This is a genomic window from Cryobacterium sp. PAMC25264 (assembly GCF_019443325.1).
Classification (GTDB): Bacteria; Actinomycetota; Actinomycetes; order Actinomycetales; family Microbacteriaceae; genus Cryobacterium.
Genome location: NZ_CP080383.1, coordinates 403,835 through 422,823, shown reverse-complemented (window position 1 = coordinate 422,823; position 18,989 = coordinate 403,835). Strand labels below are relative to the sequence as shown.

Here is an 18,989-nt window from a genome sequence, read left to right as displayed (position 1 = left end):
TGTCTAGTGCTTTCCGGCCGACGGGGCCGTGTTCTCGGAGGACTCGATGTCGGCGAGGAACCTGTCGACGATGGCGCTGGCGCGCGCGTCGTCGGTCAGGCTTTCACCGATGACACCGGAGGCCAGGTCGAGAGCCAGGGTGCCGACCTCGCTGCGAAGCGAGGTGATGGCGGCCTGGTGCTCTGCTTCGATCTGGGTCTTGGCGGTGGCCATGATCCGGGCGGCGTCGTTGGACGCCTGCTCACGAAGCTCGGCGACGATCTGCTGACCGTCGGTGCGAGCCTGCTCGCGGATCTGGCCGGCTTCGACGCGGGCCGCAGCGAGCTGGGCGGTGTACTGCTCGAGGGCAGCTTCCGCTTTGCGCTGGGCTTCGTCGGCCTTCGCGATGTTTCCTTCAATGGCCTCTGCGCGGTCGTCGAGGAGCTTCTGCATGCGCGGAAGAACGAGCTTCCAGAAGAAGAAGAGAATGACGACGAAGACGAAGGACGACCAAATGATGTCGTAGATCGCGGGAATGAGCGGGTTGACCGCCTCTTCCGCTTCTGCGGCGGCTGCAATCACTGAGTGAAGCATCGTGCCTCCTAACTAGTTGTAGAAAAGAGGACTAAACGAAGATGAAGTACGTGGCGATACCGATGAACGCGAGCGCCTCGGTGAATGCGATACCGATGTACATCAGCACCTGGAGACGGCCGGCCAGCTCAGGCTGACGTGCGACACCCTCAATGGTCTTGCCAACGACGATACCAACGCCGATTGCCGGGCCGATAGCCGCGAGGCCGTAGCCGACGGTGGCAATGTTGCCGTTGATTTCCGCGAGAACGGTAACTGCGTCCACGTGTGTTTCCTTCCGTAGTGACGTATCCGGCGAGCGCCGAATGCGAGGTTAGTGCTCGTCAGCCAGCGCGAGCTGGATGTAGACAGCGGTGAGCAATGCGAAGACGTACGCCTGGAGCGTCGCCACCAAGAGTTCGAACAGCGTGAACACGAAGCCGAACGCGAGGGTACCGACACCGAACAGCTTGAAGCCGCCGTCAGCGGTGAAGAAGAAGAACTGGGTCGCCGCGAAGAACAGCACCAGCAGGAGGTGGCCGACGACCATGTTCATCAGGAGCCGCAGGGTCAGCGTGACGGGGCGGATCAGGAACGTGGAGACGAACTCGATCGGCGTGACGATGATGTACAGCACCGGGGGAACGCCGGGCGGGAAGAGCGAGTTGCGGAAGAACTTGCCGGGGTGCTTCTTGATGCCGGCGTAGAGGAACGCAGCGTAGGCGACCAGGGCGAGCACCAGCGGGACACCGATGACGGAGGTTCCCGCGATGTTCAGGAACGGGATCACACCGGTGAGGTTCATGAACAGAACCATGAAGAAGATGGTGGTGATCAGCGGAAGGAAGCGCTTGCCGTCCTTCTTGCCGAGCAGGTCCTCCGCGATGTTGACGCGTACGAGGTCCAGGCCCATTTCGACCAGGCTCTGAAGGCGGGTCGGGACGATCTTCATACGACGGGTGCCGGCCCAGAAGAGCAGCATCATCACGGCAACCGCGATGAAACGGATGAGGATGATGCGGTTCATCTCGAACGGGGTGTCCGGGAAGAAGATCGCGGGCGGGAAGAACTCGTTGATCGTCGGACCGTGGAATTCACCGTCGTCGGACGCGAACGGAACGAGCAGGTTTACGGCGGTTTCTAGCAGCGCTTTCTCCTGGTTCGGGGCGTGGAGCTCTGCTCTCGCAACGACGAATATAGATGCCGGCCCTCGCGCCAGCATGGGCAACGTCGGACCGGGGTGAATCGCTCATAACCCTAGCAATAAACGAGCCCAGCTTACGAATCGGGTGAGCCCGGATCAGTGCCTGATTGGCCCGTGCGGCGAGTCGCGAGTTAGGTCAGCCTCAGTCATCGTGCGGCGCGGGCGGCAGCACGACGTCGCTGGCGTAGGGCATCCGACTCTTGAAGAGCACGATCGCGTCGACGACGAGGGAACCGAGGACACCGGCGATGATGCTCAGGAACAGCACCAGCGGGTTGATCCACGGCTGGTCTTTGAGCAGGATCAACAGCACCAGGAAGACCACGAACTTGAGTAGCCAGCCGCCCATCACGATGCCGAAGAAGGCACCGATGGCGGACTCCCGGCCCGCGTAACGATTCGCCAACAGAATGCTGGCCGCGGTGATCCCCATGAACACGACGGCCATCAGGGTGCCGATCAGGGCGCTCAGCACGCCCACACCGCCCACGGTGAGCCCGCCGACGACCATGCCGATCACGGCGATCGCGAGGGCCAGCACACCGCCGTAGACGAGCACCTGGCGGAAGACCGGGATCGAGGTGGGCTGGGTGCTGGGTGTGGTGCTCATACGTGCTCCTTGGCGTTGTCAGACGCCTCGTCGAGGGGGTCAAGCCGGGCAATGGTCGGGATGCCGATCGCATCGGTCACCGGCGCGAGCTGGCTGGCCGCTTCGATGGCCTTGCGACGGCTGAGCGGCGCGAGGGTCACCACGGTACAGATCACCAGGGCGCTCACCAGGAAGACGGTGGCCCACCAGGTGGGCAATCCGAAGAACACCGGCAGCACGTAGTAGAGCAGGCACCCCACGGATGCCGCGGCGGTCCAGCCGTAGAAGATCAGCACGGCGTGCAGGTGTGAGTGGCCCATGTCGAGCAGTCGGTGGTGCAGGTGTTTGCGGTCGGCGCTGAACGGGGATTTACCGGCCCGCACCCGCCGGAACACGGCTAGGCCGAAGTCGAGAAGCGGGATGATGAGGATCGCCACCGGCAGGATCAGCGGAATGAACGCCGGGAACAGCTGCGCGCGGTTCATCGAGGTGGGGTCGACCTGGCCGGTGATCGCGATCGCCGAGGTGGCCATCAGCAGGCCCACGAGCAGGGCTCCGGCGTCTCCCATGAACATCTTGGCGGGGTGCCAGTTCAGGGGCAGGAACCCCACGCAGGCGCCGATCAGGAGGGCCGCGATGAGGGAAGCGAGGTTGAAGTAGTTGGTGGGAGAGGTATCGCGCACCAACAGATAGCTGTAGATGAAGAAGACACCGTTGGCGATGAGCGCCACACCGGCCACAAGGCCGTCGAGTCCGTCGATGAAGTTGATCATGTTCATCACGATCACGATCGCCATCACGGTGATCACGATCGACATCCAGGACGAGCCGACGGTGAGGCCGCCGATGGGCAAGGAGAACACCTGCACGCCCTGCCAGGCCACCAGCCCGGCGGCGATGAACTGGCCGAGCAGCTTGGTCATCCAGTCGAGGTCCCAGATGTCGTCGGCCACGCCGAGCAGCACGATCAGCAGTGCGGCGCCGAGGATGGCCATGATCTGGTGCGGGTCGGCGAAGATCAGCCGCAACGGCGCGAACTGCGACGCCACCAGGTAGGACACCCCGAAGGCCACCAGGATGCCCAGGAACATCGCGATGCCGCCGAGCCGGGGTGTGGGCCGGGTGTGCACATCGCGTTCGCGGATCTTGGGGTACAGCCGGTACTTGTGGGTGAGCTTGAGCACCACGATCGACATGAGGAACGTGACGACGGCCGACACCAGCGCCAGGAGGATGAAGAGAGTCATTACTCGGCCACCGGGGCGAGCGCGTCGCCGATCACGGCTTCGATGGCGGCTCGGGAGATCACGCCGTTCCGCACGATCGCGAGCTTGCCGCCGTTGTCGGCGAAGCCGGTGGCGTCGATGATGGTGGACGAGGTGTCGCCGGGCCGGTCGCCGATGGCGTCGTAGTCGAGTCCGGCCACTCCCCCGTCGAGGTAGACGGCGACGCTCTCGCCGAGCATGTCCTCGGCGCCGATCACGTCGATGGCCGCCGGAAGGCCGCTGATGTTGGCGCTCGAGACGGCCAGCGGGCCGGTCTCGGCCAGGAGGTCGAGGGCCACCCGGTTGCGCGGCATCCGCAGCGCCACGGTCCCCTGGGTTTCGCCGAGGTCCCAGACCAGCGAGGGCTGGGCGTTCAGCACAACGGTGAGGCCGCCGGGCCAGAACTCCGCCACGAGCGCGCGCACGGGCTCGGGCACATCCGTGGCGAGGGCGTCGAGGGTGGGGATGCCCGGGATGAGCACCGGCGGCGGCGACTGGCGGTCGCGGCCCTTGGCATCCAGCAGCCGTTGCACGGCCTCGGGGTTGAAGGCGTCCGCGGCGATGCCGTAGACGGTGTCGGTGGGGATGACAACGAGCGCGCCGCGGCCGATCGCCGAGCGTGCCAGTCGCATGCCGGTCGCGAGTTCTGCGTCGACCGAGCAATCATAGATACGTGTCATCGGGCACGATTCTAGTGCAGCCCGCCTGAGAGGGCCCGGCGGCTGGCGGTGCGGCCCGTTTCACCGGCCTCACCCCACGTGCAGCGCTCCCCTCCTTAACCGCCCATCCGCGAACCGTGAGCTAAGCCCCACAAATCCCGGATTTCCGGGGCTTAACTCACAGTTCGCGGGAGGGGAGGGTCTTTTCCAGGTAGATCTTGGTGGGCTCGTAGGCCAGGGATGCGTAGAGGGCCCTGGCTGCCGTGTTGCGGGCGAAGACGTTGAGGGTGAGTTTGGCGGCGCCCAGCCGGGCGGCTTCGGTCTCGGCGAGCAGCATCGCCCGGCGGCCGTGGCCGCGGCCCCTGAACGCGTCGAAGATCAGGATGTCGAGGATCCACCAGTTGGCGGGGTCGTCGGCCGCTCCGGCGGCCAGCCAGAGCACGCCGACGTGCTCACCGGAAACCGTGACCGCGTAGACGTGCTGGCCCGGTGCGGGCACGCCGTGCGGGAACTCGCGCGCGGTCGACTCTCCCGCTTTCCTCTCGGCCGCGGCCCGGCTCAGTCCCGCCGCCTCGAGGTCGTCGGCGTAGTCGGCCGTGCTGGTGGCGAGCCAGGCCGCCAGCTCTTCCGGAGTCAGCTGTCGCAGGCCCGCGGTGGCGGCAGCTCCGACGCCAGGCGGCCCGGATGCGGTCACGGCCGTAACGCCGTCGTCGTGCGGTCACGGGTGGTGAGGTCACGGTGGGTGGCTGTGGCCCGCCAGCCGTCGGCGTCCAGCAGCGCCCGAATCTCGGCGCCCTGCAGCTCGCCGTGCTCGATGATGAGCACGCCGCCGGCGCGCAGCAGCCGCAGGCCGGTCTGCGAGACCAGCCGCACCACATCCAGGCCGTCCGGGCCGCCGTAGAGGGCGTGGGCCGGGTCGAACAGGCGCACCTCGGGGTCCCGCGGAATCGCGTCGGCGGGGATGTACGGCGGGTTCGACACGACGACCGACACCGTGCCGTCGAGTTCGGGAAAGGCCTCGGCGAGGTCGGCGAACACCAGACGAGCGTTGGGGGCAGCAACCTCGGCGAAGTTACGGCTTGTCCAGGGGAACGCGTCGGTGGAGTTCTCGCAGGCGAACACCCGGGCGTGCGGCACCTCGGTGGCCAGAGCCAGGGCGATGGCGCCGCTGCCGGTGCCCAGGTCCACGCCGATCGGCTCGGGATCGGCCATCGAGCGCAGGGCGTCGATGGCGAGTTGGGCGACCCCTTCGGTCTCGGGGCGGGGAACGAACACGCCCGGGCCCACGTTGAGTTCGAGCACCCGGAACGGCGCCCGTCCGGTGATGTGTTGCAGGGGTTCGCGGCGGGCGCGACGCTCGACGAGGGCCAGGATGCTCGTCGCGTCCGCGTCGCCGAGGGCAGTGCCGAGGATGGCGGAGGCCTGCACCTGGCCCCGGCTCTGGCCGAGTACGAAGCCGATCAGCAGATCGGCGTCGACCTCCGGGTCAGCAATTCCGGACTGGCCGAGCGTGGCGGTCGCCAGCTCGCGCAGACGGGTGACCGTCGTGGGATTCGGGGAGGGCTGGGCTGGCGCGTTGCTGGGAGCTGTCACAAAGTGGAATCTTACGCAACTCTGTGGGTATCGTCGGGCTCTAGGCTGAACGAGGGATGCTGCAGAACTCCCCGGTGGCGGCGCTAACTCCCCGCGGCACGTCCGTACAAGTCGGGCTCCAGGTGAGCCCACAGGAAAGGTCTATCGATGTCCGCACGGATCTACTCAGACATCACCAAGACGGTGGGCGGCACCCCGCTGGTCAAGCTCAACCGGCTGACCGGCGACTCCACCGCCACGGTGCTGGCCAAGCTCGAGTTCTACAACCCGTCCAGCAGCGTCAAGGACCGCATCGGCATCGCCATCGTCGACGCCGCAGAGGCCTCGGGAGAGCTCCTGCCCGGCGGAACCATCGTCGAGGGCACCAGCGGTAACACCGGCATCGCGCTGGCCCTCGTGGGCGCGGCCCGCGGCTACAAGGTGATCCTGGCCATGCCGGAAACCATGAGCAAGGAGCGCAAAATCCTGCTGCGCGCATACGGCGCAGAACTCGTACTCACCCCGGGGGCCGCCGGCATGCGCGGCGCCGTCGAGAAGGCCCAGGAGATCGTGGCCGAGACACCCGGTGCGATCTGGGCGCGTCAGTTCGACAACCCTGCCAACCCGGCCATCCACAAGGCCACCACGGGCGTGGAGATCTGGGACGACACCGACGGAGCCGTCGACCTGCTTGTCGCCGGCATCGGAACCGGCGGCACTATCACCGGAGCCGGCCAGTTACTCAAGGAGCGCAAGCCCTCGGTGCGCGTCATCGGCGTCGAACCCAAGGACTCCCCCATCCTCAACGGCGGCGCACCCGGCCCGCACAAGATCCAGGGCATCGGCGCCAACTTCGTGCCGAGCGTGCTGGACACCCACGTGTACGACGAGGTCACCGATGTGACCCTCGCCGACTCGGTGGCCACCGCGCGCGCCCTCGGCACCCAGGAGGGCATCCTCGCCGGCATCTCCGGCGGCGCCGCCGTCTGGGCCGCCCTCGAGCAGGCCAAGCTGCCCGAGAACGCCGGCAAGACCATCGTCGTCATCGTCCCCGGATTCGGGGAACGATACATCAGTACTGTCCTTTACGAAGACCTGGTCGACTAGACATCCGTTCCCTTCGACCGACGAGAAGACTGGTGCCCGGCATGGGAGTGTTCGCCCGCGTTCGCGAAGACATTGCGATGGCACAGCGGCACGACCCCGCCGCACACAGTAAGGCCGAGGTTGTCCTGGGCTACAGCGGCGTGCACGCCGTCTGGGCCTACCGGATCACCCACCGGCTATGGCTCGGCGGCTACCGGCTGCCCGCCCGGCTGCTCTCGCAGTTCGCCCGCTTCCTCACCGGGGTGGAGATCCACCCCGGTGCGAGCATCGGCCGTCGGCTGTTCATCGACCACGGCATGGGCGTGGTGATCGGCGAGACCGCCGTGGTCGGTGACGACGTGATGCTCTACCACGGGGTCACCCTGGGCGGGAAGAGCCGGCACGGGGTCGTAGCCGGGGCCCGGCGCCATCCGCTGCTGCACGACGGTGTCACCGTGGGCGCCGGCGCCAAGATTCTCGGCCCCATCACCCTGGGCGAATGGTGCACCGTCGGGGCCAACGCCGTGGTCACCAAGGATGCGCCGGCGCGTTCGATCCTGCTGGGTATCCCCGCGCGCGTGCAGCCGGGCACGGCCGAGGAGATCAAGGCCGCGCGCTGCCTGCTCAAATCCGACGCCTGAACCCACCTCGTCCGCGTTTTCTGCGATACGGCGGCGTTCAACGGATGCTGGCGCGCAGGATCTTCGAGCCCGGCAATCCGCTGTAACACCCGGCCCGTTGGTGTCGGTTGTTGGCAGAATAGTTGTCATGACAACTTCAGCCGACGCCCCCACCGCCGCCCTCTCCCTGCCGATCCTGGACCTCTCCAGGCTCGACGCAGGCCCCGAGGAAGCCGCGGCGTTCCGTGCCGAGCTGCGCGAAGTGACCCACGAGTACGGATTCTTCTACCTCACCGGCCACGGCGTCCCCGCCGAGCTGATCGAACGTGTCATGACCACCTCGCGGGCGTTCTTCAACCTGCCCGAAGACGACAAGATGGCCATCGAAAACCTCAAGAGCCCGCACTTCCGCGGCTACACCCGGGTAGGCGGCGAGCTCACCCAAGGCAAGGTGGACTGGCGCGAGCAGATCGACATCGGCGCGGAGCGCCCGGCGCTCGACCTCACGGCGGATGACGCCGACTACCTGCGCCTCGAGGGGCCCAATCAGTGGCCGGAGAACCTGCCCGCCCTCGAAGAGGTCATGACCCAGTGGCGCGACGAGCTCAATGACGTCGCCCTCCGGCTGATGCAGGCGTGGGCACTCTCCCTCGGCGCCCCACAGGATGTCTTCGACGCGGCCTTCGCCGAGAAGCCCTCGACCCTGATCAAGATCGTGCGCTACCCCGGCAAGTCCGACCCGACTCCCAAGCAGGGCGTCGGTGCGCACAAGGACTCCGGCGTGCTCACGCTGCTCTTCGTGGAGCCCGGCAAGGGCGGCCTGCAGGTGGAGAAGGACGGCCAGTGGATCGACGCTCCCCCGCTCGACGGCGCGTTCGTGGTGAACATCGGCGAGCTGCTCGAGGTGGCCACGGATGGTTACCTCAAGGCAACCGTGCACCGGGTGATCTCCCCGCTGATCGGCACCGACCGCATCTCGATCCCGTTCTTCTACAGCCCCGCGCTGGACGCCACCATCCCGGTGCTCACCCTGCCGGAGGAACTGCACGCCCCGGGCATCACGGTGGACCCGGAGAACCCGATCTTCACCACCTATGGCGAGAACGTGCTCAAGAGCCGCCTGCGCGCGCACCCCGACGTCGCGGCGATCCACCACCCCGACCTGGTCAAGTAAAGGTCAGGCCGCGGGGGCGGGTGCGTCGATCGCGAGTTTGACGCCCACCGCGCCCAGCAGGGTGCCGGTGATCCAGCGCTGCACGACCAGCCAGGTGGGCCGGCTGCGCAGGAACACCGCGATGGCACCGGCAGCCAGCACGATCAGGGTGTTCACCAGCATGCTCACGGTGATCTGCACCCCGCCGAGGATGAAGCCCTGCAGCATCACGTTTCCGGCGGACGGCGTCACGAACTGGGGGATCAGGGCCAGGTACATGATGGCCGCCTTGGGGTTGAGCAGGTTGGTGACCAGGCCCATCCGGAACAGCTTCGAGCGGGAATCGGCCGGCAGGCTCCTGGCTTCAAACAGCGACAGCCCGCCGGGCTTGAGGGTCTTCCAGGCCAGGTAGAGCAGGTACGCCGCACCGGCGATCTTGACCGCCGTGTAGAGCCACGGCACCAGCAGGAACACCGCGGCGAGGCCCACGTTGGCCATGGTCATATAGACGAGGAATCCGACCAGGGTGCCGCCCAGCGAGACCATTCCCGCGCGCCAGCCCTGCCCGATGCTCCGGGAGACCAGGTAGATCATGTTGGGCCCGGGGTGAGGACCATACCGAGGGCCACGAGGGCCATGCCGAGGACGGCGGGTAACGTGACCATTTAGTGCAGCTCCTTCGCGAGCCAGTGCTCGGCATAGGGTTCGGTGTTGAACGGGTCGACCTCGGCGAAGCCGGATCGGGCATAGAGGCGGCGGGCCTCGATGAGATCACTGCGCACCGTCAGCCGGAGCGTGCTGAGCCCGGCCGCCACGGCGAGGCCGTCGAGGTGGGCGAGCAGCCCGGAGCCGGCGCCGGTCCCCCGGGCAGCAGCCGCCACGTAGACGCGGGTCAGCTCACCGACGCCTCCACCGACGAAACGCACCCCGCCGCAGGCCACGGGTTCGCCGTCCAGAATCCCGACCACGAGCACGCCGCTGTCGCCCTGCAGGTCGTCGCTCGGCTCGTCCGCCATCGCGGAGTCGACCTCGGCGGGCAGTGCGGCCCGGCCCCAGTATCGGCCGACGATGTCGTCGTAGTACTCCCGCAGCAGGGCGGCGGCAGCGGGCGAGCCCGGGGCGGTGATGACAAAGGTGAGCCCGGGCATATCCAGAATCCTAGTTGGGCCACCACCCCTCGCCGGTCGCGAGTCGGCCCCGGAGCCGCACCACACGCCGGTCGAGCCTGTCGAGACCCCGCGGAATGGGAAAAGGCGCCCCGGCCGAAGCCGGGACGCCCTTTCAGAACCAGGAGCTAGTCGTGGTCGCCGATCTCGGCGAGGCGGGTGGCCTCGTCGGCGGTGATGCACGAGTCGATGACAGCATCCAGGGCACCGTTCATCACGGTGTCCAAGTTGTACGCCTTGTAGCCGGTGCGGTGGTCCGCGATCCGGTTCTCCGGGAAGTTGTACGTGCGGATGCGCTCTGACCGGTCCATGGTGCGGATCTGGCCCTTGCGCACCAGGGAGGCGGCCTCGTCGATCTCTTCCTGCTGCCGGGCGAGGACGCGGGCGCGGAGCACCCGCATACCCGCTTCCTTGTTCTGCAGCTGGCTCTTCTCGTTCTGCATCGCCACCACGATGCCGGTGGGAAGGTGGGTGATGCGCACGGCGGAGTCGGTGGTGTTGACCGACTGGCCGCCGGGGCCACTGGAGCGGTAGACGTCGATCTTGAGGTCGTTGGGGTGCAGCTCGACCTCTTCGGGTTCATCGACTTCGGGGAAGACGAGAACGCCCGCCGCCGAGGTGTGGATGCGTCCCTGCGACTCGGTGGCCGGCACCCGCTGAACGCGGTGCACACCACCCTCGTACTTGAGGTGCGCCCAGACGCCCTCTGCGGGGTCGGCCGAGTTGCCCTTGATGGCCAACTGGATGTCCTTGATGCCGCCGAGGTCGCTTGTGGTCTGCTCGATGATCTCGGTCTTCCAGCGCTTGGACTCCGCATAGTGCAGGTACATGCGCAGGAGGTCGGCGGCGAACAGAGCGGACTCCGCACCGCCCTCCCCCATCTTGATCTCCATGATCACGTCGCGGGCATCCAGCGGGTCACGCGGGATCAGCAGGCGGCGCAGCTTTTCGGCTGCGTCCTCCAGCTGGTCCACGAGCCCGGGGATCTCGTCGGCGAAGGACTCATCCTCGTCAGCGAGTTCACGAGCGGCTTCGAGATTGTCGCCAATCTCTTTCCACTCGTTCCACGCGGCGATGATGCGGCTGAGCTCGGCGTAACGACGGTTGACCTTCTTGGAACGGGCGGGGTTCGCGTGCAACTCCGGGTCCGCCAACTGGGACTGCAGCTCGTCGTGCTCAGCCTGCAGAGTCAGGACAGACTCGAACATCAGTGATCCTTGTCTGACCCGTTCGGGGTCGGCATCGACTTCTGAACCTGCATGAGGAACTCGACGTTGGACGAGGTCTCCTTCAGCCGGCCCAGGATGACCTCGAGCGCCTGCTGCTGCTCGAGTCCGGCCAGCGCGCGGCGCAGCTTCCAGGTGATCTTGACCTCGTCGGCGCTCATCAGCATTTCTTCGCGGCGGGTGCCGGATGCGTTGACGTCGACGGCCGGGAAGATGCGCTTGTCGGCCAGGTGGCGCGACAGGCGCAGCTCCATGTTGCCGGTGCCCTTGAACTCTTCGAAGATGACCTCGTCCATCTTGGACCCGGTCTCCACCAGAGCGGAGGCGAGGATGGTGAGCGAGCCACCGTTCTCGATGTTGCGGGCGGCACCGAAGAACCGCTTGGGCGGGTACAGCGCGGATGCGTCGACGCCACCGGAGAGGATACGTCCCGACGGCGGGGCCGTCAGGTTGTAGGCGCGGCCGAGGCGGGTGATCGAGTCGAGCAGCACGACCACGTCGTGGCCCAGCTCGACGAGGCGCTTGGCGCGCTCGATGGCGAGCTCGGCGACCGTGGTGTGGTCCTCGGCGGGACGGTCGAAGGTGGAGGCGATGACCTCACCCTTCACCGTGCGCTGCATGTCGGTGACCTCTTCTGGACGCTCGTCGACCAGGACGACCATGAGGTGGACCTCGGGGTTGTTCGTGGCGATGGCGTTGGCGATCTGCTGCATGACGATGGTCTTGCCGGCCTTGGGCGGCGCGACGATCAGGCCGCGCTGGCCCTTACCGATCGGGGCGACGAGGTCGATGATGCGCTGGGTCAGCTTGCCCGGCTCGGTCTCGAGGCGCAGACGCTCCTGCGGGTAGAGCGGGGTGAGCTTCTGGAACTCGACGCGGGTCGCGGCTTCCTCCACGGTCAGGCCGTTGATCGAATCGACCTTGACGATCGCGTTGTACTTCTGGCGGCCGCTCTGATCGCCCTCGTGCGGCTGACGGATCGAGCCGACGACGGCGTCGCCCTTGCGCAGGTTGTACTTCTTGACCTGGCCGAGCGACACGTAGACGTCGCTCGCGCCGGGCAGGTAGCCCGAAGTACGCACGAAGGCGTAGTTGTCGAGCACGTCCAGGATGCCGGCGACCGGGATGAGCACGTCATCGTCGGTCAGCTCGGGCTCGAAGTCGTCGTTCGTGGTCGCGCCGCGACGCTTGCGGTCACGGAAGCGGCTGCGGTTGTTGCGGCCGTTCAGCTCGTCCTCGGGGCCGGAGTTGCGGTCCAGGCCCTGGTTGCGGTCCTGACCCTGACGCTCCTGCTGGGCGCGGTCGCTCTGCTGGCGGTCGTTCTGGCGGTCCTGCTGGCCCTGGCCGCGGTTACCCTGCTGGCGCTGGTTGGCCTGACGGTCGCCCTGCTCGTCGTTGCCACGGTCATCCGTGGACTGCGCCGAACGGTCGCCCTGGTTGCGGTCACCCTGGTTGCGGTCGCCGCCGCGGCTGCGGTTGCGGTTGCGGCCCTGGCGGGGCTGCTCGACGAAGTCGGACGCCTCGGTGGTCTCGGCGGCCTGCGTGTTGTCGGCGGACTCGGTCACGGCGGGCTCGGTCTCTGCCTGCTGGGTGTCGCTCTGCTGGGCGTCGGCCTGCTCGGCCGGCTCGGATCGCTCGGTGCGGGCACCGCGCTGGTTGCGCTGGCGTCCGCCGCGCTCGTTGCGCTCGGCACGCACAACGCCCTCGGGGCGCTGAATGCGGGATTCGGTGCTCTCGGCGTCGACGGTGTCGGCCTCGGCCGCTGCGGTCGTGGTCTCCTCGGCGGGAGCCTCGTACCCGTCTTCGGCGTTCTGGGCTTCGATCAACGCGCGGGCGTCGAAGGCGTTGCGCGCCGTGGAAGCGTTGTTGTTGTTGCGGTTGTTTCCGCCGTTGCGAGAGTTGTTGCGGCCCTCGTTGCGGTTGTCGCCGCGGCCCTCGGTACGCGCTTCGTTGCGGCCGTTGCCGCGACGGTTGCGGCCGTTGCCGGTCTGCTCGGTGGCCTGCTCCGTGGCGGCCGGCTGGGTGGCAACGGGCGCCTCAGCTGCGGCAGCGGCGGGTGCGGCGGCCTCGGTGGCGTTCGCCTTGGCGACGGCCTCGGAGATCGCGGCCTCGGTGATGGTGGCGGTGCTGGCGCGCTTGCGGGCCTGGCGAACCGGCTTCTCCACGACGGGGGCATCGGCGACGATGTCACCCTCGGTGGCACCGGCGTAGGTGGTGGGGGCCGTGGTCTTGCGGGTCTTGGCGGCCTCGGGGAGGATCAGGCCGAGACCCAGGTCGCCGTCGGCGTTGACGTGGGCGACGGCGGGGGCCGCAGTGGCGGTGGTGACGCGGCGCGAGACGCGCTTCTTGGGCGCCTCGGCGGCGGGCGCGCTCTCGACGGGAGCCGCGGTTTCGACCTCGACGGGGGCGTCGATCACGATTGCGTCAGCCGCGGCGGGCTCGGTCGTCTGGGACTGGGTCGCGGTGATTGCATCCACGAGCTCTCCTTTACGAAGTTTTGATGCGCCCTGGATACCCAGTTCGCCCGCCAGAGCCTGAAGCTCGGCGACGCGAAGGGTGGCAAGGCGTGAGATATCCACACCATCGGTGTGGAGATTGACGTTGGTCACGAAGTATTGTCCTTTCCCCTGGCGCCTCTTGGCCGGCCAGAGAAGATGTTGCAGCGCAGGTGGGCTGCGGGTGATCCAGTCCCACGCAGTGGCGGATTGGAGTGAACACACACAGCCACGCACAAATACGCAATAGCAGTGAGTTACAGGGAATACACCAGAGAACAGATCCGCGGAGGCGGTTTCTATCGGGTGCGCAACCACTCTAGCAGGTTCGGACGCCCGGTTCGGCGGAGCACCGCACCGAAACATGAGAAGAGCCCCGTCCCGGCGACGGGAAGGGGCTCTTTACTCGGGCAGGGTCAGACGTCGGTGCGGACGACCGTTGCACCCTTGAAATCGACGGCCAGCATGAGCGTCTGCCACGGCGTCTCGCTCTTCTCGGCCACGAGCTCCGCGGCCACCAGACGCTGGCCGGGGTCGCTGGCCAGCACCAGGATCGACGGACCGGCGCCCGACACCACGGCGGCGAAGCCGTGCTCCCTCAGCAGCGTGATCAGCCGGTTGGTCTCGGGCATTGCGGCGGCACGGTAGCTCTGGTGCAGCTTGTCCTCGGTGGCCGCAAGCAACAGCTCGGGGCTCTGGATGAGAGCCGCGATCAGCAGGGCGGAGCGGGACAGGTTGAAGACGGCGTCTTCGTGCGGTACCGACTCGGGTTGCAGGCTGCGGGCCAGCGCCGTGGACATGGCGTGCACGGGCACGAAGACCAGCGGGGAGACGCCGCGGTGCACCATGAGCTTCTTGTGCTTCGGGCCCTCCGGGGTCATCCAGGCGATGGTGAGTCCACCGAACAGTGCGGGCGCCACGTTATCGGGGTGCCCCTCCATCTCGGTGGCCAGCACGAGCAGCGCATCGGAGTCGATGTCGACGATCCCCTCGAGCAGGCCCTTAGCGGCCATGATGCCCGAGACGATCGCGGCACCGGATGACCCCATGCCGCGGCCGTGCGGAATCACGTTCTCGGCGATGAGCTTGAGTCCCGGCAGCGGAATATCGTAGGCGGCGAAGGTGTGCGCGATGGCACGCACCACGAGGTTGTTCTCGTCGGTGGGCACCTCGCCCGCGCCGATGCCGTGCACCTCGACGAAGACGCCGGGCTCGTCCAGCACTTCCACCTGCAGGTGGTCGTAGTGGGCGAGGGCCAGCCCCAGAGTGTCGAACCCCGGGCCGAGGTTCGCGGTGGTGGCCGGAACCTTGACGACGACCGAACGGCCGGCCAGCGCGTTGCGTCCCGCTACGGGGAGCGCGGTGGTCATTTCTGGCCCAGGCCCAGGAGTTCGGCGATCGCGGCGGTGTCGACGGGCACGATCGTGGGCTTCACATCGCTGCCGTCGGCCGTGCGAAGTGCCCACTGCGGGTCCTTCAGGCCGTGGCCGGTGACGGTGAGCACCACGGTGGAGCCGGCCGGGATCTGGCCGGCGTCGGCTCGTTCGAGGAGTCCCGCGACGCTGATCGCGGAGGCCGGCTCGACGAAGATGCCCACCTCGGCGGAGAGGATGCGATAGGCCTCGAGGATCTTCTCGTCGCTGATGGCGCCGAAGTAGCCGTCACTCACCTCGCGGGCGTTCAGGGCAAGGTCCCACGAGGCCGGGTTACCGATGCGGATGGCGCTGGCGATGGTCTCGGGGTGCTCAACGCGGTGACCGAGCACGATCGGGGCGCTGCCTGCGGCCTGGAACCCGAACATCCGGGGCAGTTTGGTGGTGGCGCCGCGAGCGAGTTCTTCGCTGTAGCCGCGGAAGTAGGCGGTGTAGTTACCCGCGTTGCCGACCGGCACGATGTGGATGTCGGGGGCGTCTTCGAGCACCTCGACGACCTCGAAGGCCGCGGTCTTCTGGCCCTCGATACGGTCGGGGTTGACCGAGTTGACCAAGTGAACCGGGTAGTTCTTGGCCAGGTCGCGGGCAATGTCGAGGCAGTCGTCGAAGTTGCCCTGCACCTGCAGCAGCTGGGCGTTGTGCGCGATGGCCTGGCTGAGCTTGCCCATGGCGATCTTGCCCTCCGGCACCAGCACGACGGCCTTGATGCCCGCGTGGGTGGCGTACGCCGCGGCGGAGGCCGAGGTGTTGCCGGTCGAGGCGCAGATGACGGCCTTGGCGCCGTCTTCAACGGCCTTGGACATGGCCATGGTCATGCCGCGGTCCTTGAATGACCCGGTGGGGTTCATCCCCTCGTACTTCACCCACACCTTGGCGCCGGTGCGCGCAGAGAGCGCGGCGGCGGGGATCAGCGGAGTGCCGCCCTCACCGAGCGTGACGATGGGGGTGGCGTCACTGATGTTCAGCCGGTCGGCGTACTCGCGCAGCACACCCCGCCACTGACGGGACTGGGTTTTCACCATCTGGTGCTGACCGGTCTCTCGTTCGCTGGACATCAGACTCCTTCAACTCTTAATACGGATGCGACATTGGTGACGACACTGTTGGCGGCAAGGTCGATCACGGTCGCGGCAAGCGCAGCCTCCGTGGCCTCGTGCGTTCCAATGACTAGGGTAGCTGTGCCCGACACGGCGGCGTGACTGCCGCTGACGGGCTCTGCGGGCGTCATCGACTGTTCGACAAGCGCCAGCGAAACCTCGTTTTTGCTGAACACGCCGGCGATCGTGGCGAGCACACCGGGTTCGTCGGTGACCTCGAGGGTGACCGCGTATCGGGTGGTGACCTTGCCGATGTCGAGCACCGGCAGGTCCGCGTGGTTGGAGGCGGCGAATCCCGGGCCGCCCACGACGTGGCGGCGGGCTACCGAAACGAGGTCGCCGAGCACGGCGGATGCGGTCTGCACCCCCCCGGCGCCGGCGCCGTAGAACATCAGCGGGCCGGCGGCCTCGGCCTCGACGAAGACGGCGTTGTTGGCGCCGTGCACGGAAGCGAGCGGGTGGCTGTGGTGCACCATGGCCGGGTAGACGCGGGCGGAGACGCCCTCTTCGCCGGTCTCCGGGTCGATCAGGCGTTCGCAGATGGCGAGCAGCTTGACCACGTAGCCGGCCTTGGTGGCCGATTCGATCTGCTGCGGGGTGACTCCCGTGATGCCCTCGCGGTAGACCTTCTCCAGCGGCACGTTGGTGTGGAACGCGAGGCTGGCCAGCAGCGCGGCCTTCTGTGCGGCGTCGTACCCGCCGATGTCTGCGGTGGGGTCGGCTTCGGCGTAGCCGAGCTCCGTGGCGGTGGCGAGGGCCTCTTCGAGGGTGTCTCCGGCCACGTGCATCCGGTCGAGGATGAAGTTGGTGGTGCCGTTGACGATGCCGAGGATGCGGTTGACCGTGTCGCCCGCGAGGCTGTCGCGCAAGGGCCGCACGATGGGGATCGCACCGGCGACGGCGGCCTCGTAGTTGAGTTGGGCGCCCACCTGGTCGGCGGCTTCGAAGAGTTCGGCGCCGTGTTCGGCCAGCAGGGCCTTGTTGGCGGTGACGACGTCGGCGCCGGAGTTGATGGCCGTGAGGATGTAGCTGCGGGCCGGCTCGATGCCGCCCATCAGCTCGATCACGATGTCGGCTCCGAGGATCAGCGAGTCGGCGTCGGTGGTGAACAGTTCCCGGGGCAGGTCGGCCGACCGCGGGGCGTCGAGGTCGCGCACCAGGATGCCGACGAGCTCGAGGCCCGCGCCCACCCGGTTGGCGAGCTCGTCGCTGTGCTCGAGCAGCAGCCGGGCCACCTGGGCGCCGACGGATCCACCTCCGAGCAGGGCGACTCGCAGATTGCGGTATTCGATCATCGGGTGCTTTCCTTCATGTCGTTGGTCGCCCCAGGCTCGCTGGTCGAGCCAGGCTCGCCGGTCGAGTTTGTCGAGCGCTGTACTGAGCCTGTCGAAGTGACCCCCTGAGCCGATCCCGAGACTCCCGCGTCCCGCGCCAGCAGATCGTCAATAGTCTCCCCCCGAACAATGACCCTGGCTTCCCCGTCCACCACGGCCACAACAGCAGGCCGACCCACATAGTTGTAGTTACTGGCCAACGACCAGCAGTACGCGCCCGTCGCCGGCACCATGAGCAGATCGCCCGGTGCCACGTCCCCCGGCAGGTAGTCGGCGTCCACGACGATGTCGCCGCTCTCGCAGTGCTTGCCCGCCACGCGCACGAGCGCGGACGCGGCATCCGAGACCCGGTCGGCGATGCGCACCGAGTACTCGGCGCCGTAGAGGGCGGGGCGGGCGTTGTCGCTCATGCCGCCGTCGACGCTCACGTAGAGCCGGGTGTTCTCGCCGATGCGCACTGGCTTGGTGGTGCCCACCTCGTAGAGGGTGACGCCGGCCGGTCCGATGATGACCCGGCCGGGCTCGATGGCGATAACGGGCACCGGGATGCTACGGCGGGCGCACTCGGCGGCAACGATGTCGGCCAGGGCCGCGGCCAGCTCAGCCACCGGGCTGGGGTCGTCGACGCTGGTGTATGCGATGCCGAAGCCGCCGCCGAGGTTGAGTTCGGGCACCGGGCCGCCGGCCAGCAGGTCGGCCTGCAAGCTGAGCAGCCGGGAGGCCGACTCGGCGAAACCGTCGACGCCGAAGATCTGCGAGCCGATGTGGCAGTGCAGCCCGAGGAAGTTGAGGCTCGGCTGGGCGCGGATCGCGGCGACGAGCGCCGGGGCATCCTCGAAGACCACGCCGAACTTCTGGTCCTCGTGCGAGGTGGCCAGGAACTCGTGGGTGTGCGCGTGCACGCCGCTGTTGACCCGCAGTCGCACGTTCTGCACGATGCCGGCTCGATCGGCGGCCTCGGCGAGCCGCTCGATCTCGATGGGACTGTCGATGATGATCGTGCCCACGCCCAAGCGGGTGGCCTGGGCGATCTCGGCGCGGGACTTGTTGTTGCCGTGGAACCCGATGCGGGCGGGGTCGACGCCCGCGGCCAGAGCAACGACGAGTTCGCCGCCGCTGCAGACATCGATGTTCAGGCCGGCGTCCACCATCCACCGGGCGACCTCGGTGGAGAGAAAAGCCTTGGCGGCGTAGTACACCTTGACGGTGGTGCCGATGCGAGCAAACTCGGTGTCGAACGCGGTGCGGAGCTCGATCGCGCGAGTGCGGGCATCCGTTTCGTCGATCACGTAGAGCGGGGTCCCGAATCGGGCCGCGAGGTCGGGGGCGCTGACGCCGCCGATCATGATCGCGCCGGCATCGGAGCGCTGGACGGAAGAGGGCCAGAGGCCGTCGGCGAGCGTGTTGGCATCAGCTGGGGAGCTGAGCCACTCGGGGGCGAGTGGGTTATGGGCCACGGGTGAAAACCTCACAGGAGTCAAGTGGGTGTCTCACGAAGTGGCGAGCGAACCCGGATTGGTCCCTGAAGCCAGCGAAGA

The 18,989-nt window shown here is 67.6% G+C and carries 19 protein-coding genes; 3 read left to right on the top strand and 16 right to left on the bottom strand.

Annotation, left to right across the window (positions count from 1 at the left end; all coding sequences use genetic code 11):
- Positions 1–3: 3 nt before the first annotated feature.
- From KY500_RS01935 to prmC, 8 genes are all read right to left on the bottom strand, one after another.
- Positions 4–573 (bottom strand): F0F1 ATP synthase subunit B, encoded by a 570-nt coding sequence (locus tag KY500_RS01935; protein WP_219902121.1) that lies wholly within the window; start codon positions 571–573, stop codon positions 4–6.
- A gap of 31 nt (positions 574–604) precedes the next feature.
- Positions 605–838: an ATP synthase F0 subunit C gene (gene atpE / locus KY500_RS01930; protein WP_066593671.1), complete on the bottom strand. Its 234-nt coding sequence runs from the start codon at positions 836–838 to the stop codon at positions 605–607.
- Positions 839–886: 48 nt separating this feature from the next.
- On the bottom strand, positions 887–1,774 hold the full coding sequence (gene atpB, locus KY500_RS01925) for a F0F1 ATP synthase subunit A (RefSeq protein ID WP_084020674.1): 888 nt from the start codon (positions 1,772–1,774) through the stop codon (positions 887–889).
- 124 nt (positions 1,775–1,898) lie between these two features.
- The gene (locus KY500_RS01920) at positions 1,899–2,366 is read right to left on the bottom strand and encodes a hypothetical protein (protein WP_066593666.1); all 468 of its coding nucleotides are present in this window, start codon (positions 2,364–2,366) and stop codon (positions 1,899–1,901) included.
- Positions 2,363–3,592 carry an MraY family glycosyltransferase gene (locus KY500_RS01915; protein ID WP_219902120.1) on the bottom strand — a complete coding sequence of 410 codons (1,230 nt, stop codon included), beginning with the start codon at positions 3,590–3,592 and terminating at the stop codon, positions 2,363–2,365. The genes KY500_RS01920 and KY500_RS01915 overlap by 4 nt, the downstream gene beginning before the upstream one ends.
- Positions 3,592–4,290: an L-threonylcarbamoyladenylate synthase gene (locus KY500_RS01910; protein ID WP_219902119.1), complete on the bottom strand. Its 699-nt coding sequence runs from the start codon at positions 4,288–4,290 to the stop codon at positions 3,592–3,594. Before KY500_RS01910 ends, KY500_RS01915 begins: the two co-directional genes overlap by 1 nt.
- Before the next feature lie 157 nt (positions 4,291–4,447).
- Positions 4,448–4,963 (bottom strand): GNAT family N-acetyltransferase, encoded by a 516-nt coding sequence (locus KY500_RS01905; RefSeq protein WP_219902118.1) that lies wholly within the window; start codon positions 4,961–4,963, stop codon positions 4,448–4,450.
- Positions 4,960–5,862, bottom strand: coding sequence for a peptide chain release factor N(5)-glutamine methyltransferase (gene prmC / locus KY500_RS01900; protein ID WP_219902117.1), 903 nt, complete (start codon positions 5,860–5,862; stop codon positions 4,960–4,962). The genes KY500_RS01905 and prmC overlap by 4 nt, the downstream gene beginning before the upstream one ends.
- A gap of 147 nt (positions 5,863–6,009) precedes the next feature.
- Between prmC and cysK the strand changes: the two genes are divergently transcribed.
- The 3 genes from cysK to KY500_RS01885 all read left to right on the top strand — a co-directional run bounded on the left by cysK (position 6,010) and on the right by KY500_RS01885 (position 8,721).
- Entirely contained in the window at positions 6,010–6,948 is a 939-nt protein-coding gene (gene cysK, locus KY500_RS01895) for a cysteine synthase A (RefSeq protein WP_066593652.1), read from the top strand.
- 41 nt (positions 6,949–6,989) lie between these two features.
- Positions 6,990–7,568: a serine O-acetyltransferase EpsC gene (gene epsC, locus KY500_RS01890; RefSeq protein WP_219902116.1), complete on the top strand. Its 579-nt coding sequence runs from the start codon at positions 6,990–6,992 to the stop codon at positions 7,566–7,568.
- Positions 7,569–7,695: 127 nt separating this feature from the next.
- Complete coding sequence (locus KY500_RS01885) at positions 7,696–8,721, top strand: isopenicillin N synthase family oxygenase (RefSeq protein WP_219902115.1); 1,026 nt, start codon at positions 7,696–7,698, stop codon at positions 8,719–8,721.
- 3 nt (positions 8,722–8,724) lie between these two features.
- On the opposite strand, the gene KY500_RS01880 is transcribed toward KY500_RS01885, so the two are convergent.
- The 8 genes from KY500_RS01880 to lysA all read right to left on the bottom strand — a co-directional run bounded on the left by KY500_RS01880 (position 8,725) and on the right by lysA (position 18,908).
- Complete coding sequence (locus KY500_RS01880; RefSeq protein ID WP_255579709.1) at positions 8,725–9,294, bottom strand: LysE family translocator; 570 nt, start codon at positions 9,292–9,294, stop codon at positions 8,725–8,727.
- Positions 9,295–9,365: 71 nt separating this feature from the next.
- Positions 9,366–9,848, bottom strand: a complete 483-nt coding sequence (locus KY500_RS01875) for a GNAT family N-acetyltransferase (protein ID WP_219902114.1) — start codon at positions 9,846–9,848, stop codon at positions 9,366–9,368.
- Positions 9,849–9,994: 146 nt separating this feature from the next.
- Positions 9,995–11,074: a peptide chain release factor 1 gene (gene prfA / locus KY500_RS01870; protein ID WP_066593635.1), complete on the bottom strand. Its 1,080-nt coding sequence runs from the start codon at positions 11,072–11,074 to the stop codon at positions 9,995–9,997.
- On the bottom strand, positions 11,074–13,701 hold the full coding sequence (rho, locus tag KY500_RS01865) for a transcription termination factor Rho (RefSeq protein WP_219902113.1): 2,628 nt from the start codon (positions 13,699–13,701) through the stop codon (positions 11,074–11,076). The genes prfA and rho overlap by 1 nt, the downstream gene beginning before the upstream one ends.
- 302 nt (positions 13,702–14,003) lie before the next feature.
- Positions 14,004–14,957: a homoserine kinase gene (gene thrB / locus KY500_RS01860; RefSeq protein WP_219902112.1), complete on the bottom strand. Its 954-nt coding sequence runs from the start codon at positions 14,955–14,957 to the stop codon at positions 14,004–14,006.
- Entirely contained in the window at positions 14,954–16,075 is a 1,122-nt protein-coding gene (gene thrC, locus KY500_RS01855; RefSeq protein ID WP_236900833.1) for a threonine synthase, read from the bottom strand. Before thrC ends, thrB begins: the two co-directional genes overlap by 4 nt.
- A complete protein-coding gene (locus KY500_RS01850; RefSeq protein ID WP_219902111.1) occupies positions 16,075–17,412 on the bottom strand; it encodes a homoserine dehydrogenase in 1,338 nt (445 codons plus the stop codon). Before KY500_RS01850 ends, thrC begins: the two co-directional genes overlap by 1 nt.
- Positions 17,409–18,908: a diaminopimelate decarboxylase gene (gene lysA / locus KY500_RS01845; protein ID WP_219902110.1), complete on the bottom strand. Its 1,500-nt coding sequence runs from the start codon at positions 18,906–18,908 to the stop codon at positions 17,409–17,411. The genes KY500_RS01850 and lysA overlap by 4 nt, the downstream gene beginning before the upstream one ends.
- Between the last annotated feature and the right edge of the window lie 81 nt (positions 18,909–18,989).

What these genes read in the sequence shown, in the direction of transcription:
- KY500_RS01935 (WP_219902121.1), bottom strand. Translation starts at nt 573, where the DNA reads ATGCTTCACTCAGTGATTGCAGCCGCCGCAGAAGCGGAAGAGGCGGTC.
- thrC (WP_236900833.1), bottom strand. Translation starts at nt 16,075, where the DNA reads ATGTCCAGCGAACGAGAGACCGGTCAGCACCAGATGGTGAAAACCCAG.
- epsC (WP_219902116.1), top strand. Translation starts at nt 6,990, where the DNA reads ATGGGAGTGTTCGCCCGCGTTCGCGAAGACATTGCGATGGCACAGCGG.
- cysK (WP_066593652.1), top strand. Translation starts at nt 6,010, where the DNA reads ATGTCCGCACGGATCTACTCAGACATCACCAAGACGGTGGGCGGCACC.
- prfA (WP_066593635.1), bottom strand. Translation starts at nt 11,074, where the DNA reads ATGTTCGAGTCTGTCCTGACTCTGCAGGCTGAGCACGACGAGCTGCAG.
- KY500_RS01910 (WP_219902119.1), bottom strand. Translation starts at nt 4,290, where the DNA reads ATGACACGTATCTATGATTGCTCGGTCGACGCAGAACTCGCGACCGGC.
- KY500_RS01915 (WP_219902120.1), bottom strand. Translation starts at nt 3,592, where the DNA reads ATGACTCTCTTCATCCTCCTGGCGCTGGTGTCGGCCGTCGTCACGTTC.
- atpB (WP_084020674.1), bottom strand. Translation starts at nt 1,774, where the DNA reads ATGCTGGCGCGAGGGCCGGCATCTATATTCGTCGTTGCGAGAGCAGAG.
- KY500_RS01850 (WP_219902111.1), bottom strand. Translation starts at nt 17,412, where the DNA reads ATGATCGAATACCGCAATCTGCGAGTCGCCCTGCTCGGAGGTGGATCC.
- KY500_RS01880 (WP_255579709.1), bottom strand. Translation starts at nt 9,294, where the DNA reads ATGATCTACCTGGTCTCCCGGAGCATCGGGCAGGGCTGGCGCGCGGGA.
- KY500_RS01920 (WP_066593666.1), bottom strand. Translation starts at nt 2,366, where the DNA reads ATGAGCACCACACCCAGCACCCAGCCCACCTCGATCCCGGTCTTCCGC.
- KY500_RS01885 (WP_219902115.1), top strand. Translation starts at nt 7,696, where the DNA reads ATGACAACTTCAGCCGACGCCCCCACCGCCGCCCTCTCCCTGCCGATC.
- KY500_RS01875 (WP_219902114.1), bottom strand. Translation starts at nt 9,848, where the DNA reads ATGCCCGGGCTCACCTTTGTCATCACCGCCCCGGGCTCGCCCGCTGCC.
- thrB (WP_219902112.1), bottom strand. Translation starts at nt 14,957, where the DNA reads ATGACCACCGCGCTCCCCGTAGCGGGACGCAACGCGCTGGCCGGCCGT.